Below are 16,657 nucleotides of genomic sequence, written 5' to 3'. Positions count from 1 at the left end.
ACAAACACACCGTTTGCCCAACAAGCCCATCGATAAATCGGCGCATAGTATAGAAGAAATCCGGCAGGAAATCATTGCTGCTGCGTCGATATCAGCAGCAATGAGTTGCAGTATGATTATTCCGCAATGCTGATTGCCGCGAGCTTCTCGAAATAATCCGGGAAGGTTTTTGAGGTGCAGCCTGGATCGTTGATAGTGACGGGCGTGTCACTTAACGCCACTAGCGAGAAGCACATTGCCATTCGGTGATCGTCATAGGTGTCGATGGCCGCATGTTGCAACTGCGTTGGTGGCTCGACGTACAGATAGTCTTCGCCCTCTTCAACCACAGCACCTACCTTTTTAAGCTCGGTAGCCATTGCGTACAGACGATCGGTTTCTTTGACCCGCCAATTGTACACGTTGCGGATCCACGTCGGTCCCTCGGCAAATAAAGCGGCCACACCAATAGTCATCGCGGCATCAGGAATATGATTAAAGTCCATGTCGATGCCTTTAAGTGTTTGTCGACGGGCAAGCACATAATCCTCTCCCCACTCGATCTCAGCCCCCATCGCCGCGAGTGCGTCGGCAAACTGAATGTCGCCTTGTACGCTATGACGCCCAATACCCGTGACTTTCACTTCTCCGCCTTTGATTGCGGCTGCGGCAAGAAAATACGAGGCTGATGATGCATCGCCCTCTACCATAAAATGGCCTGGCGATTGATAACACTGCCCGGCAGGGATCACAAACGCTTGGTATTGATCATTTTGTACCTCAACACCAAATTGCGCCATGATGGCTAGGGTAATATCGATATAAGGTTTAGAGACCAGATCCCCTTTAATGGTGATCCGGGTCTCTTGCTCCGCAAATGGCGCGGCCATCAGTAATGCGGTGAGAAACTGACTGGAGATGCTACCATCAATGCTAACGTCGCCACCCGCCAAGCCAGTGCCATGGATACGTAGTGGCGGATAGCCTTCAGTCTCAAGATAGTGGATATCAGCACCAATCGCATTCAGGGCGTCAACAAGATGGCCAATCGGGCGCTCTTTCATTCTCGGTTCACCTGTCAGGGTGACATCCCCCTCACCCAGGCACAATGCAGCCGTTAATGGTCGCATCGCCGTTCCCGCATTGCCGAGAAACAGCGTGGTCGCCTCAGCGCTATTAAACGGTTGTCCCAGTCCTTGCACCACACATTCGGTGCGATCGCTGGATAATTGATAGTCAACCCCCAACGCGGTAAATGCATTGAGCATATGCCGCACGTCGTCACTATCCAGTAAATTGGTTAATCGGGTGGTGCCTGACGCTAACGCGGCAAGCAATAGCGCGCGGTTAGACACACTTTTAGAGCCGGGAAGATTAATTTGGCCGTTCACATGAGAAATCGGGGAAAGTGTCAGTTGCTCCATTCTGGTTTATATCCGTGATGCTTAGTGCCCCCAGAGTAACCAAAATACCGGTTAACTCACAATTATTATTTTTGTCATCCTCGCCTCCCAAATAAAAAACCGCTTCCCCGTAGAGAAGCGGCTTGGTTTTGTGCTCGAGCCATTGGCAGATAACGCCAAACGATGGCTGGTAACGCCAAGAGATGGCCACAAGCGCCAATGATTTGGGAAGGTCACCCTGTGGCATCTTAACGCAGCAGTCTAGCTTGACGGTCACGACCCTTTACTAGCCGTATTTTTTCTCGAACTTGGCCATAAAGTCGACCAAGGCTTGAACGCCCTCAAGGGGCATGGCGTTGTAGATAGAGGCACGCATGCCGCCCACATCTCTGTGGCCTTTCAGCGCCTGTAAGCCCTGTTCCGTCGCTTCAGCAAGGAAAGTCTCATCCAGGTCGCTGTTCGCCAACTGAAACGGCACATTCATCAAGGAACGATTGTCTTGGTGAATGTCATTACGATATAAGCTCGATTGATCAATCGCTTGGTAAAGCAGGGCTGCTTTTTGTTGATTGCGCGCGTAAATCGCTTCGATCCCTCCTTGTTTTTTCAGCCATTTAAAGACTTCGGCGGCCAGATACCAAGCAAAGGTCGGTGGCGTGTTAAACATCGAGTCTTTCTCGGCCAACACTTGATAATTAAGCACACTAGGCAAGACGTCTTTGGCCAAACCGAGTAAATCATCACGCACAATCACCAAGGTCAGCCCGGCAGGCCCAATGTTCTTTTGCGCGCCAGCGTAAATCACCCCATATTTCGACACATCAATCGGACGTGACAGGATGGTTGACGACATGTCCGCGACAATGGGTTTATGGGTTTCAGGCAAATCATTGATTTCGATACCATCAATGGTTTCGTTAGGGCAGAAATGGACATACGCCGCATCATCACTCAGTAGCCAGTCTTTCGCCGGCGAGATAGCGCGCTTGCCCTCTCGATCGCGGCGAACATTGATAACATTGGGCGTGCAATAGCGTTTGGCTTCTTTGACCGCACTTTCGGCCCAGTAGCCGCCATCGACATAATCGGCGATGGTGTGGCTCCCCATCAGATTCATGGGCACCGCGGCGAACTGCGCTCGCGCGCCTCCCTGACAAAAAAGAATATGGTAGTTGTCAGGAATCACTAGGAGTTCACGCAAATCTTGCTCTGACTGACGGGCAAGGGCCAAGAATGCTTGGCTGCGATGCGACACTTCCATCACCGAGGTACCAAAGTCTTGCCAGTTCATCAATTCTTTTTGCGCTTTTAGCATCACCTCGCGTGGCAACATCGCGGGGCCTGCGGAAAAATTATATACCTTATCCATGTTGGGGAGGGGCTCCTGCTTATTTGTCACTTGCGGCGTCGAACGTCGCAAGGGTTTCTCTGTTTTAAAAGGCGTGTGATTGATTTAACACGTTTCGCGAACAATTTGAAAGCGCCAACGCCGATCCGAACACAATTTCCGCCATCACTCCTGTTAATAGGCAATAAAAAAGGGTGCAGTTCACTGCACCCTTAAGACGTTATCTCAGCGACGACTTATGCGTCTTGATCATCATCAGACGCAGGCGACTGATCGTTAGCATCGCGTTCGCCATCATTGATAGGCGCTGATGCTTTGCCACCGTCAGACTGAGTGGTTGTCCCGGCTTCATTAGCCAGCGCTTCCATCTCCTCTTCGTCTGGTTCCTCGATGCGCTGCAGGCCCACCACTTTCTCGTCATCACTGACGCGAATCAAGCGTACACCTTGGGTGTTACGCCCTACTTGGCTCACCTCTTCTGCGCGAGTACGGACTAAGGTTCCCGCATTGGTGATCATCATCAGCTCATCGCCTTCACAGACTTGGATGGCACTGACAACATCGCCGTTACGCTCAGACACTTTGATCGAAACCACCCCTTTGGTCGCACGACTCTTGGTGGGGTATTCTGCCAACGCCGTACGCTTACCAAAGCCGTTCTCGGTCACGGTCAAGATTTCCGCATTCTCTTGCGGCACAATCAAAGAGACGACCTGATCGTTTTCAGCCAATTGAATGCCTCGTACCCCCGCGGCAGTACGACCCATCGCCCGAACGGTGTCATTGGATGCCAGGAAACGCACCACTTTACCGAATTGCGAGAACAGCATGACTTCACTGCTATCGTCAGTGAGCTGAGCACCAATCAGGCTATCGCCCTCACGCAAGTTCACGGCAATGATCCCGGCACTACGTGGACGGCTAAAGTCAGTCAGTGGCGTTTTCTTCACCGTGCCATGCGCTGTGGCCATAAAGACGTATTTGTCTTCTTCATACTCACGCACTGGCAAAATCGTGGTAATACGCTCATCGTCTTCCAGCGGCAGTAAATTCACAATTGGTTTACCGCGCGCGTTACGCGATGCATGGGGCAGCTGATACACTTTCAGCCAGTACATACGGCCGCGCGTTGAGAAGCACAGAATCGTGTCATGGGTGTTAGCAACCAGCAGTCGCTCAATGAAGTCTTCATCCTTCATTCGCGTCGCTGATTTCCCCTTACCACCACGGCGCTGCGCGTCATAATCGCTCAGAGCCTGATACTTAACATAACCGTCATGTGACCAGGTCACCACCACGTCTTCTTCATTGATAAGATCTTCAATATCAATGTCGGCACTCGCCGCGGTGATTTCGGTCAGACGTTTGTCGCCAAAACCATCACGCACCGCTTCAAGCTCTTCACGGATCACTTCCATCAAGCGCTCGGTACTGGCCAAGATATGCAGCAGCTCCGCAATTTGTTCCAGCAAGCCTTTGTATTCGTCTAAAATCTTTTCGTGCTCAAGCCCAGTCAGCTTGTGCAGACGTAAATCAAGGATCGCTTGTGCTTGTTGCTCGGTCAGATAGTACGAGCCATCATCACGGGCACCAAATTCTGGCGCCAGCCATTCTGGACGGGCGTTTTCGCCACCCACAGCTTCCAGCATGGCAGACACGCCACCGAGTCCCCAACCTTGATCTTGTAGCTCTTGTTTGGCTACCGCAGGCGTGGGGGCTTGACGAATAAGCTCAATCACTTCGTCAATGTTGGCCAGTGCAACCGCCAAGCCTTCGAGGATATGGGCACGGTCATGCGCTTTGCGTAATTCGTAGACCGTGCGACGTGTGACCACTTCACGGCGGTGGTTAACGAAGCACTCAAGCATCCCTTTTAGGTTAAAGAGTTTTGGCTGGTTGTTATCCAGCGCCACCATATTCATGCCGAATGACGTCTGTAATTGGGTTTGCGCGTAGAGGTTGTTCAGTACGACCTCAGCCACCGCATCGCGCCGACACTCAATAACAATCCGCATGCCCTCTTTATCGGACTCATCACGCAGCGCGGAAATGCCGTCAATTTTCTTGTCTTTAACCAGCTCGGCAATCTTTTCAATCAAACGCGCTTTGTTGACTTGATAGGGGATTTCATTGACAACAATGGTCTCTTTACCATTTTTGTCAGTTTCGATATCCGCCTTGGCACGCAAGTAGATTTTGCCACGCCCGGTTTTGTACGCGTCTTCAATCCCTTTGCGACCATTAATCATTGCCGCTGTCGGGAAGTCTGGGCCTGGAATGTGCTCCATCAGCTCATCAATAGTGATATCTTCATTATCGATATACGCCAGACACCCGTTAACGACTTCGGTTAAGTTGTGAGGTGGGATGTTGGTTGCCATCCCGACCGCAATCCCGGAGCCGCCGTTAACCAGCAGGTTGGGGACACGCGTTGGCAATACGTCCGGGATTTGCTCAGTACCATCATAGTTCGGCACATAATCCACGGTTTCTTTGTCGAGATCGGCAAGCAGCTCATGGGCAATTTTCGCCATACGCACTTCGGTATAACGCATTGCCGCGGCTGAATCACCGTCGATAGAGCCGAAGTTACCTTGGCCATCTACCAACATGTAGCGCAGTGAGAACGACTGCGCCATGCGCACAATGGTGTCGTATACCGCACTATCACCATGGGGGTGATATTTACCGATTACATCGCCGACCACACGGGCCGATTTCTTATATGGCTTGTTCCAGTCGTTGCCAAGTACGTTCATCGCGAATAATACGCGGCGGTGTACTGGCTTTAGGCCATCACGCACGTCAGGAAGAGCTCGGCCAACAATGACGGACATTGCATAGTCGAGATACGAGCTTTTCAGCTCCTCTTCGATATTGACTGGCGTGATCTCTTTAGCAAGATCGCTCATGGAGCCAACATCCCTCAAATAATGTTTGCGTATTCAAATACGTGACCACGGAGAATAACACAAACCCTCTGTGGAGACACGCGAATATGGCTAAGATGTATCACGGATCTCGTTAGCAGACGCTCTGAGCGCGTCTACACGGACAAAAAGCCACCACTTGCGAAGCTAACTATGATTTTTTTACTAGAAAAGCCCACAAGGTGTCTGAGCGCGAAAAAGGAATGATCCCTTTAACTTGAGCACACGATCACTTTTTTAGCAGGCAGAGAAATATCAACCATACTTAGGTGTGACGTGTCTGACCGACCTAACGTTGGTCAACCTGGTACATAGAGGAGGCATGATGCTCACTCGTATCGTTAACGCGATTGGTGCCTGTCTCATAGCAGGCAAGTACCTTTTGGCTGGCATAATCGCCATCAGCGCCATTTTAACCGCGGCGTAATGCCGTGCTCTCTGCACGGCGGTGGCTGGCCGCCGTGCTATTTGTCTAATTGTGCACCTTGCCCCCGACTCAGGCTGTCTATCCCCCGTCATATCACCCACTGCCCCGCAAGAAGCACGGCTTCTTTTTATCGCGTTGGATTTCGTTATAATGCAGCAAAACCGATAAGGAAGCTGCAGTTATGAGCCAAGTACCCAATGTCGATCCGGCGGAAATTCAAAAATTCGAGGATATGGCCTCGCGCTGGTGGGATCGAGAAGGTGAATTTAAACCTTTGCATCAGATCAACCCATTACGCCTCGATTATGTCTTGGACAAAGCAGGCGGATTATTCGGCAAAACCGTACTTGATGTCGGATGTGGCGGCGGTATCTTAGCGGAGAGCATGGCGCAAGAAGGCGCCGAGGTCACTGGCTTGGATATGGGCAAAGAGCCCTTAACGGTCGCGCGCCTCCATGCCCTTGAAGCGGGTGTCGATGTGCAGTATATCCAATCGACCGCTGAAGAGCATGCCAGCAGCTATGCGCAGCAATACGACGTTGTCACCTGTATGGAAATGCTCGAACACGTGCCTGAACCCGCCTCCGTGATTCACGCCTGTGCACAGATGGTAAAACCCGGTGGTCATGTCTTTTTCTCGACACTGAACCGCAATACCAAATCTTGGCTGTTCGCAATTCTAGGAGCAGAACATGTGCTTAAATTGGTGCCAAAAGGCACGCATGAGCACCATAAGTTTATTCGCCCCTCAGAGCTGATGAACATGATTGATAACACCCCGCTAACGGCCAAAGACATGACAGGGCTTCACTACAACCCGGTGTTTGATACCTACAAACTCTCCAAAGCCAATGTCGATGTGAATTACCTGGTTCACACCGTCGCACCCTAGCCGACTGATAAGGAGCTTGCCAGCATGACCCCATCGACCATTCTCTTTGATTTAGATGGCACATTGCTTGACACCGCCCCCGACATGGGTGAGGCCGCCAACCGCGTCCTCGCCGAGTTTGACTTGCCTCCGTTAACACGCGAGCAAATTTATACCCATACAAGTTTCGGCGCGCGCGGTCTGTTAAGCGCTGGATTTGGCGAACAAGCACAATATCAAGACCCTGTCGCCCTCCGTGCGCGTTTTCTTGATCACTATGGTGATGCGATATGCCATGGCACCCAGCTTTACGCTGGCATAGACACCCTGCTCGACAAACTGGATCAGTTGCGCATCCCCTGGGGCATTGTGACCAATAAGCCCGAAGCGCTTACGCATCAATTACTCGCCTTTTTCCCTCGCCTGCAAGAGGCTAGGGTCATCGTTGGCGCCGATACCTATGCCCACGCCAAACCACACCCTATGCCTTTGCTCGAAGCAGCAAAAAGCCTTAATTGTGTGCCACAACAAGGGCTGTATGTCGGAGACATTGAAAACGATATATTAGCGGCGCGCGCGGCAAATATGGGGGCAGCAGTCGCAGGATGGGGTTACACCGGCGATCAAGCCTTAGTTCATAATTGGAAAGCAGATCATATTTTCGCCAGGCCGGATCAGCTTAGCGCCATTCTTGGATCCTAGTCACACCCCACATTTTGTGGGGTTTGCTGTCTTTTCAATCAGTTAAAAACGATCACTGATCATCGCCAAGATCAACCAAAATAAATTTTTTTTATTGCCAAATTTTGCCTTTCAGTGATTGAAATTTTCACTAATCTTGTCGGACTTGCGTCACTAGGTTGGTGATTACTAACTTTAGATATAACATCCCCAAGATATCCACACCCACCCCATCAAAGACTGGCTTGCAAAAATCGGGTTATATCACTATCTTGTAATCGACCCGGACATCGCCCCCTATATATAGTGTATTAGCGACGAGATGTCCGCACAGAGGCCGACCAAAAAATCATCAGCATTTTATAAAAACTTGCGAAAAAGAGCAGTTTGGCAAGGGAATATTGGGAAAGCATACAAATGAACCAAGAAATTACCGTATTAAAGCGTGATGGACGCAAAGAAAACTTAAACCTCGATAAAATCCATCGCGTAGTGACTTGGGCTGCCGAAGGCCTCTCAAACGTTTCTGTTTCTCTGGTTGAGATGCGCTCTCACATCCAGTTTTACGATGGCATGCGCACGGAAGATATTCACGAGACAATCATCAAAGCTGCCGCCGATCTGATTTCCGAAGAGAGCCCGGATTATCAATATCTTGCAGCTCGCTTGGCTGTCTTCCACCTACGTAAAAAAGCCTATGGCCAGTTCGAGCCCCCTAAGCTGGTTGATCATGTCAAAAACATGGTCGAGAAAGGCAAGTATGATCAGCATATCTTGGAAGACTACAGCGAAGAAGAGCTTGATACCCTAGACAGTTACCTCGATCACTGGCGCGATATGAACTTCTCATACGCCGCGGTGAAGCAGCTGGAAGGGAAATACCTAGTGCAAAACCGAGTGACCGGTGAGATTTACGAAAGCGCACAGTTTTTGTACATGATGGTCGCTGCCTGCTTGTTTGCGTCATACCCGAAAGAAACACGTTTGGACTACATTCGTCGTTTTTATGATGCTGCCTCGCAGTTTAAGATCTCACTGCCAACACCGATTATGTCTGGGGTACGTACGCCTACACGTCAATTTAGCTCTTGTGTGCTGATTGAGTGTGACGACAGCTTAGATTCTATCAATGCCACATCCAGCGCGATTGTTCGCTATGTATCGCAACGCGCAGGTATTGGTATTAACGCAGGCCGTATTCGCGCGTTGGGTAGCCCAATCCGTGGCGGTGAAGCCTTCCATACTGGTTGTATTCCGTTCTATAAGTATTTCCAAACCGCGGTGAAATGCTGCTCGCAAGGCGGTGTTCGTGGTGGCGCAGCGACCTTATTTTATCCAATTTGGCACCGCGAAGTGGAATCACTGCTGGTATTGAAAAACAACCGTGGTGTGGAAGAAAACCGTGTGCGCCACATGGATTACGGGGTGCAAATCAACAAGTTGATGTATACCCGCCTGCTTAAAGGTGGCAACATTTCCTTGTTCTCTCCGTCAGATGTGCCTGGCTTGTACGACGCCTTTTTCGAAGATCAGGATGAATTCGAACGTCTGTATACCCAGTATGAAGCGGACGACACTATCCAACGCGAGACGGTAAAAGCGGTCGACCTGTTCTCACTGATGATGCAAGAGCGCGCCTCAACCGGCCGTATCTATGTTCAAAACGTTGACCATTGTAATACCCATAGTCCGTTTGATGCATCGGTGGCCCCAATTCGCCAGTCGAACCTGTGCTTAGAAATCGCGCTACCGACCAAGCCACTGAACAATGTTGAAGATGAGAACGGTGAGATTGCACTGTGTACGCTGTCCGCCTTTAACCTGGGTGCGCTTGAATCACTCGACGAGCTGGGTGAGTTGGCCGACTTAACCATTCGTGCCCTTGACGCGTTATTGGATTATCAAGATTATCCGTTACCTGCCGCGCGCAAAGCGACCATGAACCGTCGTACCCTGGGTGTGGGTGTGATTAACTTTGCCTATCACCTCGCTAAGCACGGTGTACGTTATTCGGATGGCAGTGCGAATGGCCTCACCCACCGCACTTTCGAAGCGATTCAATATCACTTATTGCGTGCGTCCGTGGAGCTGGCGAAAGAAAAAGGCGCGTGTCCTGCGTTTAACGAAACCACTTATTCACAAGGTATCCTCCCTATCGATACCTACAAGAAAGACCTGGATGCGATTTGTGATGAGCCATTACATCTGGATTGGGAAACCTTGCGCAAGGATATCAAAACCCATGGTTTACGTAACTCAACACTGACCGCTTTGATGCCGTCAGAAACGTCGTCACAAATTTCAAATGCCACCAATGGCATTGAGCCACCACGTGGTTTTGTCTCAGTGAAAGCCTCCAAAGATGGCATTCTCAAACAAGTGGTACCTGAGTATCATAAGTATAAAGATAATTACGAACTGCTCTGGAACATTGGCAGCAATGAAGGTTACTTACAGCTAGTCGGTATCATGCAAAAATTCGTTGACCAAGCGATTTCTGCCAACACCAATTATGATCCGAGCCGACATGCAAGCGGTAAAGTTCCTATGAACCAGCTGCTTAAAGATTTGCTCACCGCGTACAAACTGGGGGTGAAAACCCTGTACTATCACAATACCCGTGATGGCGCGAGCGATGGTCAGTCGGAATCAACCGCGGCGCAGGCGGCTGAAGATGATTGTGCCGGCGGTGCATGTAAGATCTAACACACGACATGCAAAGGGCCCCTGGGCCCTTTTCTAGAGGTTTATAAGATTCATGGCTTACAGTACGTTTTCTAAAATCAACAATGACCCGCTCAAAGAACCCATGTTCTTGGGCCAGTCCGTTAATGTTGCCCGCTACGATCAGCAAAAATATGAAATTTTTGAAAAACTGATCGAAAAGCAGTTGTCGTTCTTTTGGCGCCCAGAAGAAGTGGACGTATCGAGCGATCGTATTGATTACAACAAGCTACCTGAACATGAAAAGCATATTTTCATCAGTAACTTGAAGTATCAAACCTTGCTGGACTCTATCCAAGGTCGCAGCCCTAACGTCGCGCTACTCCCACTGGTTTCTATTCCAGAGCTAGAAACCTGGATTGAAACCTGGAGCTTCTCTGAAACCATTCATTCTCGCTCTTACACCCACATTATTCGTAATATTGTGGCTGATCCGGCGATTGTGTTTGATGACATCGTGATGAACGAGCACATTCAAAAGCGCGCAGAAGACATTGCCCAGTATTATGATGACCTTATTCAGCTGAGTAACTATTATCACCAACTTGGCGAAGGGACGCATTCGATCAATGGTCAGACAGTCACCGTCAGCCTGCGCGCGCTGAAGCGCCAGCTGTATTTGTGCCTGATGTCGGTCAATGCGCTTGAAGCCATTCGCTTCTATGTCAGTTTTGCATGCTCCTTTGCCTTTGCCGAGCGCGAACTGATGGAAGGGAATGCTAAGATCATCAAGTTTATTGCCCGTGACGAGGCCCTGCATCTGACCGGGACGCAGCACATGCTCAACATTCTACGTAGTGGTCAAGACGATCCTGAGATGGCTGAGATTGCTAAAGAATGCGAGCAAGAGTGCTTTGACTTGTTCAAGAAAGCCGCTGAACAAGAAAAAGATTGGGCCGAGTATCTGTTCCGTGATGGCTCGATGATCGGTCTGAACAAAGATATCCTGTGTCAGTACGTCGAGTACATTACCAATCTGCGTATGTCTGCGGTGGGCTTAGCGCCTGCCTATGACAATGCGACACAAAACCCGATTCCTTGGATTAACGCTTGGCTGTCCTCGGACAATGTTCAAGTGGCACCACAGGAAGCCGAAATTAGCTCGTATCTGGTCGGTCAGATCAATAACGAAGTCAGCGTCGAAGACTTTGGCGACTTCGAGCTATGACCCGTATCACCATCGAAGTGAACGGCATAATGGTGGGTGGCAACACCCACCAAAACTTGCTGGAGCAGTTAGAAGACGCCGGTATTCAGCCTGAATATCAATGCCGAAATGGCATGTGTGGCGCCTGCCGCTGTAAGCTTAATCAAGGGTCTGTCACGCAGGGAGAAAGTATGGCGTTTGTGATGCCAGGCGAAATCCTCGCTTGTCAAAGTGCGCCGCAGACGGATGTGTCCATCGCGTTCGACTACCAACCCGCTGACATCAAAAAACAAGTGAACGAGGCGTAATACAATCGCCTCGCCTTCCGTTCTCTTGCCGACCTTCTATTCTATGCTGTCTGCATCAATGTAAATATCGTCATGTCGTGTCAGTGAAGCATAATCGGCAATCACCGTATACCCACTTAAGTAGCGCCTTAACATATCTAATAACACCGTAGAGATGTAACAGCGCGCATCGTCGTGAGACAGTTGCCGTTTAAAGCTTAATCGCTGCCCCCACTCGCCCTCTGGTGTGGAGATAGCCACACAAATTTGTCCGTGCAGTTCCGGGCCACAGGCAAGGCCAATTTGCTTTTGGTCGGGGCTGATCGTCGCACTGGCCATCGCCAGTGATGCCGCCAAAGGATTAGCCACCGCTTGCTCCGGCACATGCGCGTTCGACATTACCCAGCCTTGTTCAACCAAGTAAGCCGCTTGGCCATTGAGTAAGCTTGATAGCCAGCCACCGGTAAATTGCTCGGCGACTTTCAACGCCATACCGTGACGTTTAACGTCAAACGCTAATGCTGACACCATTGGCTCATTGTATGACACCACGTAATCAGCAAGCCGCTGTTGCAATGCCTCAAGGAGGGTGTCTTTTTCATCATGGTCTGCATCAATAAACAGTTTCACCTCAATAAAAGGCAAACTCGAGCGATAGCCCAATGACACATCGTCAGGAAGCACTAATGATGCCATCACGTCACTGATCCCGGACTCTGACAAGCCAAATGTAAACAAACGGTAACAAGATCGCGCTTTTGCTGCGTAAACATGTAACAACTCAGGAAGGATTTGGCGCTCAACCATGTCGAAAAACTCAGAGGGCACTCCAGGCGTAAAATAAAAATGACACCCATTGAGTTCACAGTGAAAACCACACGCTGTTCCTTTCGGGTTCTCAATTAAGCGCGCGCCGTCAGGTAACATCGCTTGCTTAAGGTTGCTTTGTGCCATCGGCCGGCCGTGTCGCTCAAACCGCTGTTTCAGCTCATCGAGCCACGCTTCGTTCAGTGTCAGCTCCACCCCCATCGCCGATGCCATCGCCGCCGTGGTGAGATCGTCCGTAGTGGGCCCAAGCCCGCCGTTCACAATAACCACTTGCTCTGTCTGCGATAACCGAACTAATTCAATCGCCATATCATCAAGGTCATCCCCAATGGTCACACGGCGAGACATCGTTAGCCCGTTCTCAAATAAAGTCCTTGATAGCCATGCTGCATTGGTATCCGCGATATCTCCCAGCAACACTTCCTCTCCGGTAGAAAGCATCGCGATTTGTGGCATTGGTGCTTGATGTTGTTGGTTTTCCACCCTGCCGCTCCTTATTGGTCACCGTGATTCGTCTTTGATTATGACATTAGACCGCTCGATTCACTACCCCAGCCCAACCGTACACTTTACTTTACTGAGTCGTACCTTTAGCATTACACGCATCCGTTTTTTTATCTGCATAGACAGTGCACAATGCGCATAAATTCACGTTATCTTTTGTGCGAACACAACAATTAACTTTTTATTAACACTGGTTAAACATAATATGAATAAAGTACTAGGAAGTTCGCTGATTATCGCAGGGACCACGATTGGCGCAGGTATGCTTGCTCTACCGCTTGCCTCTGCCGGTATTGGATTTGGAGCGTCGATGGCATTAATGGGGGCGATGTGGGCGTTGATGACCTATACCGCGCTATTAATGCTAGAAGTCCATCAGTACGCTGACGCGGATGCCACACTACACAGTCTGGCCAAACAGTTTTTAGGGGATAAGGGGAAGTGGCTTGCCTCATTCGCCATGTTGTTCTTGTTCTATTCCCTATGCGCCGCCTACATTGCGGGCGGGGGGAGCCAGCTAAATGAGAAGCTGGCACAGTGGTCAGCGATCGAGCTACCGCCAGCTGCCGGTGCGGTATTGTTCACCCTCGTGTTTGGCTTAGTGGTGACGCTAGGGACGAGTAAAGTGGATTTAATCAACCGTGGTTTATTTACCGTTAAAGTCTTATTCCTGATTTTAGCGTTAACCTTACTCACTCCACACGTATCCAGCATTAACTTAGTAGAGATGCCAGTCGAAAAAGGGCTCTTGGTCGCTGCATTGCCCGTTATTTTCACCTCTTTTGGCTTCCACGGCAGTATCCCCTCGATTGTGCGTTATGTCGGGATAGATCTCCCTTCCCTACGCAAAGTGATGATCGTCGGCTCCACCTTGCCACTTGCCCTCTATATTTTTTGGCAAGTCGCGAGCTTAGGCACCGTTGCACAATCTACCTTAGTTCAAAACGGCGAGCTGTCTCAGTTTGTTGCCATCATCCAATCGGTGGTGCAGCAAGATTATATCGCCTCCAGCATTTCGCTGTTTGCTGATTTAGCCTTAGCGACGTCATTTCTTGGTGTCAGTTTAGGCTTGTTTGACTTTATCTCGGACAGTTTTAACCGCCAAGATAGCATACGTGGCCGCTTGCAAACCGCCGCTATAACCTACTTACCGCCTTTGGTATTCGCACTTTTCTACCCTCAGGGATTTATCACAGCGTTAGGTTACGCGGCGATCGCTCTGGTGATTCTTGCGGTGGTGTTACCTGTGCTGATGGTGCGTAAAGCACGTCAAACCGTCTCAACAGATGAGCATTATCAGGTGATTGGTGGGAACCTTGGCCTTAGCTTGGCAATGGTGGGAGGCATAAGCGTTGTAGTGGCACAGTTTATTGGCTGATCATCGCTCGCTAACCATCCAATGATTCAATGACGCCCCACTGACTGGGCGTCATTTTTTTATTTTTTCTAGCCACCCATCAAGCCGCGTACCAGCGTACTGACTCCAGCTAAGGTACAGAGTAGCAACATTGCCCGACGGACGAGCTGCGGTTTCACCTTTGGTGCGACGCGATAAGCAAGCCATGTCGCCACCAGTACGGCAGGCACCGCAAATGCCGCTTGCTTTAAGTGCCACCATGTCAGAAAGTCCGTGGCGCTTAAGGCGATCAAAGACAAGATGCAGCTAATCGCAAAGTACCCCGCCAAGCATGCGCGCATCTTATTGACATCCGCATGTTGCAATACAAGAGCCATTGGCGGGCCACCAATACTGGTGGTGGTGCCCATCACTCCAGAGGTAAAACCGGCGACAAAAAAGTTTCGTCGATTAGGGGCAATGTCAAAGCGCATCACACTGGCCAATACTGCGATTAAGACGGCTGCCCCTATGATAATTTCCAGCATTTGTGTTGTGACGACTAACATCACGCCCCCAGCGACAGCAGTCCCCGGCACACGGCCTAAGTAAGCCCAACTAAGATCACGAAATGAGAGTTGATGCCGATATTGCCAAGCATTAATACTCGCCAATGTCAGCCCTACCATAGAAATGGTGGTCGGGACGAGTTTGGGATCAATCATCAGCAACAGTGGCGCGGCCACAATCGCCATGCCAAACCCAACCAAGCTTTGCACAAAACAGCCAAGCCCCAAGATCATGGCCACCGCCATGGAGACGCCGATATCAGGCATAAAAAGTAACTTCAGGTAAAGATAGGTAACCCGAGTGTAACGATTTACCCAGTCTTGAGCGAGCTTTTACGGGTAATCGCCTGATCGACACTTGTCCACCAGGCGTAACACGTCAAAGGTGTGCTGGCCTGCTGGGCACATTGTTCTTTTCGGCATGAATCAACAGGTTGCGTGGCGTCAATTCACGCTCACAAAACTGTATCAGACTCACCGAGTACCCATGTTGCTCAAGGTATAACACCCTATCCAACACCAGCCATATTTCCATTGCTCGGCGAAAAGCACTCTTAACGACGTTGATTTGTTCGAGGATGGCAAAACGGGCTTCTCCACGGCGCAAATAGCCATCCGCATCGAAGTTAGCGGGGAACGTAAGCCCTTTTTGTGCCGCCCCCCGGCGACAAAATGCAGCAAACCCTTGGTGAAGTTGTGATTTTTTCAGTGCCGGTAATGGCAAGTATTGATCTTGGTTTTGCCAGTCCCGCTGCCATTCATCAAAACCTAAGCGATAAATAACTTCCTGTTCCCGTTGGCGACGGACGCGCTGTCCGCCGGTCACCGATTCTTGGACGGCAAGTTTAAGGTCGGCTTTTTTCAACCGTATTCCCGTTCCCTGCGCGACATCCGAGAGCGGCTGATAAGTCTCCTCACGAATAAGGTGATAGCAACACGGCGAGACGGATAGGCGCGACATGCCACACGTCACCGCTTTTTGCAGGAGTTGTACATGCAAGTCGCCGCAGGCATGTAGCGCTAACCCGTGGTCACAACCGGCCATCACAGCGGCAGCCTCCGCGCCCATGGCATCTAAGGGATAAAATCGCATCGCGAGGGCGTTGCGCAGCGCAAACGCTTGTCCTTGATCGCAAAGCGCCTTTTGCCATTCAATACTCTCAACCGGCTTAGCGGTCACCGATGACATGGCACGCCCGAGATACCCTTTTCCGGCACACCACTCAAGGTAACGTACCGTCTCCCCGTGAGTGGGAACTGCACCGATGTATGCCTCGATTTGCGCCCACTTTCTTCCCGGGACCCCTACCGCCAACCGCGGATCCACCCCCAGCTTGGTCGTACTTGCCTGAGGCACAGCGGTGAGTTCGGTCAATGACGCCAACGCAGGCCACCAACTCGACAGCTGGGTAATCACGGCGTCAGGTGCGGCCTTTAGCGCTGTAACCTGGGAATAGTCCAAGCTTGCCAGCCAAGCGCATAATGCGTCTTCTTCCTGCCATGGTAAACGTCTATGTGCCATTGGCATTGGTTGCCATAGCCATTGGAACTGGGTAAGAAGTTGGGTTAATTGCTTGAACTGTTGCTGAAAAGAGACGGAAGACATGGCGGCTATCAAGACTT

12 protein-coding genes are annotated in these 16,657 nt (G+C 50.4%); 6 read left to right on the top strand and 6 right to left on the bottom strand.

What is annotated here, in order from left to right; translation table 11 throughout:
* Nucleotides 1–116: 116 nt before the first annotated feature.
* The 3 genes from aroA to gyrA form a co-directional block, all read right to left on the bottom strand.
* The gene (aroA, locus tag C7A19_RS05415) at nt 117–1,403 is read right to left on the bottom strand and encodes a 3-phosphoshikimate 1-carboxyvinyltransferase (RefSeq protein WP_077650563.1); all 1,287 of its coding nucleotides are present in this window, start codon (nt 1,401–1,403) and stop codon (nt 117–119) included.
* Nucleotides 1,404–1,668: 265 nt separating this feature from the next.
* Nucleotides 1,669–2,751: a 3-phosphoserine/phosphohydroxythreonine transaminase gene (serC, locus tag C7A19_RS05410; RefSeq protein ID WP_116644398.1), complete on the bottom strand. Its 1,083-nt coding sequence runs from the start codon at nt 2,749–2,751 to the stop codon at nt 1,669–1,671.
* A gap of 215 nt (nt 2,752–2,966) precedes the next feature.
* Nucleotides 2,967–5,642, bottom strand: a complete 2,676-nt coding sequence (gene gyrA, locus C7A19_RS05405) for a DNA topoisomerase (ATP-hydrolyzing) subunit A (protein ID WP_116644397.1) — start codon at nt 5,640–5,642, stop codon at nt 2,967–2,969.
* 626 nt (nt 5,643–6,268) lie between these two features.
* Here gyrA and ubiG point away from each other — a divergent pair.
* The 5 genes from ubiG (at nt 6,269) to yfaE (ending at nt 11,818) form a co-directional block, all read left to right on the top strand.
* Nucleotides 6,269–6,979 carry a bifunctional 2-polyprenyl-6-hydroxyphenol methylase/3-demethylubiquinol 3-O-methyltransferase UbiG gene (ubiG, locus tag C7A19_RS05400; RefSeq protein ID WP_077650565.1) on the top strand — a complete coding sequence of 237 codons (711 nt, stop codon included), beginning with the start codon at nt 6,269–6,271 and terminating at the stop codon, nt 6,977–6,979.
* A 24-nt stretch (nt 6,980–7,003) separates the two neighbouring features.
* Entirely contained in the window at nt 7,004–7,660 is a 657-nt protein-coding gene (gph, locus tag C7A19_RS05395; RefSeq protein WP_116644396.1) for a phosphoglycolate phosphatase, read from the top strand.
* Between the two features lie 396 nt (nt 7,661–8,056).
* Nucleotides 8,057–10,345 carry a class 1a ribonucleoside-diphosphate reductase subunit alpha gene (gene nrdA / locus C7A19_RS05390; RefSeq protein ID WP_116644395.1) on the top strand — a complete coding sequence of 763 codons (2,289 nt, stop codon included), beginning with the start codon at nt 8,057–8,059 and terminating at the stop codon, nt 10,343–10,345.
* 52 nt (nt 10,346–10,397) lie between these two features.
* Nucleotides 10,398–11,531 (top strand): class Ia ribonucleoside-diphosphate reductase subunit beta, encoded by a 1,134-nt coding sequence (gene nrdB, locus C7A19_RS05385; RefSeq protein WP_116644394.1) that lies wholly within the window; start codon nt 10,398–10,400, stop codon nt 11,529–11,531.
* On the top strand, nt 11,528–11,818 hold the full coding sequence (gene yfaE / locus C7A19_RS05380) for a class I ribonucleotide reductase maintenance protein YfaE (RefSeq protein WP_069361458.1): 291 nt from the start codon (nt 11,528–11,530) through the stop codon (nt 11,816–11,818). The genes nrdB and yfaE overlap by 4 nt, the downstream gene beginning before the upstream one ends.
* A gap of 36 nt (nt 11,819–11,854) precedes the next feature.
* On the opposite strand, the gene C7A19_RS05375 is transcribed toward yfaE, so the two are convergent.
* Nucleotides 11,855–13,108: a CinA family nicotinamide mononucleotide deamidase-related protein gene (locus tag C7A19_RS05375; RefSeq protein ID WP_235614265.1), complete on the bottom strand. Its 1,254-nt coding sequence runs from the start codon at nt 13,106–13,108 to the stop codon at nt 11,855–11,857.
* Nucleotides 13,109–13,334: 226 nt separating this feature from the next.
* Between C7A19_RS05375 and tyrP the strand changes: the two genes are divergently transcribed.
* Nucleotides 13,335–14,507, top strand: coding sequence for a tyrosine transporter TyrP (gene tyrP, locus C7A19_RS05370; RefSeq protein WP_069361457.1), 1,173 nt, complete (start codon nt 13,335–13,337; stop codon nt 14,505–14,507).
* Nucleotides 14,508–14,575: 68 nt separating this feature from the next.
* Here the strand turns inward: tyrP and C7A19_RS05365 are convergent, their stop codons facing one another.
* Both C7A19_RS05365 and C7A19_RS05360 read right to left on the bottom strand, forming a co-directional pair.
* Entirely contained in the window at nt 14,576–15,301 is a 726-nt protein-coding gene (locus C7A19_RS05365; RefSeq protein WP_100297945.1) for a sulfite exporter TauE/SafE family protein, read from the bottom strand.
* A gap of 112 nt (nt 15,302–15,413) precedes the next feature.
* Nucleotides 15,414–16,640, bottom strand: a complete 1,227-nt coding sequence (locus C7A19_RS05360; protein ID WP_116644393.1) for a methyltransferase — start codon at nt 16,638–16,640, stop codon at nt 15,414–15,416.
* Nucleotides 16,641–16,657 lie beyond the last annotated feature (17 nt).

The organism is Salinivibrio sp. HTSP (genome assembly GCF_003390965.1).
GTDB lineage: Bacteria > Pseudomonadota > Gammaproteobacteria > Enterobacterales > Vibrionaceae > Salinivibrio > Salinivibrio kushneri.
The sequence above is the reverse complement of the archived record's forward strand: the minus strand, read 5'-3'. Positions and strand labels throughout refer to the sequence as shown.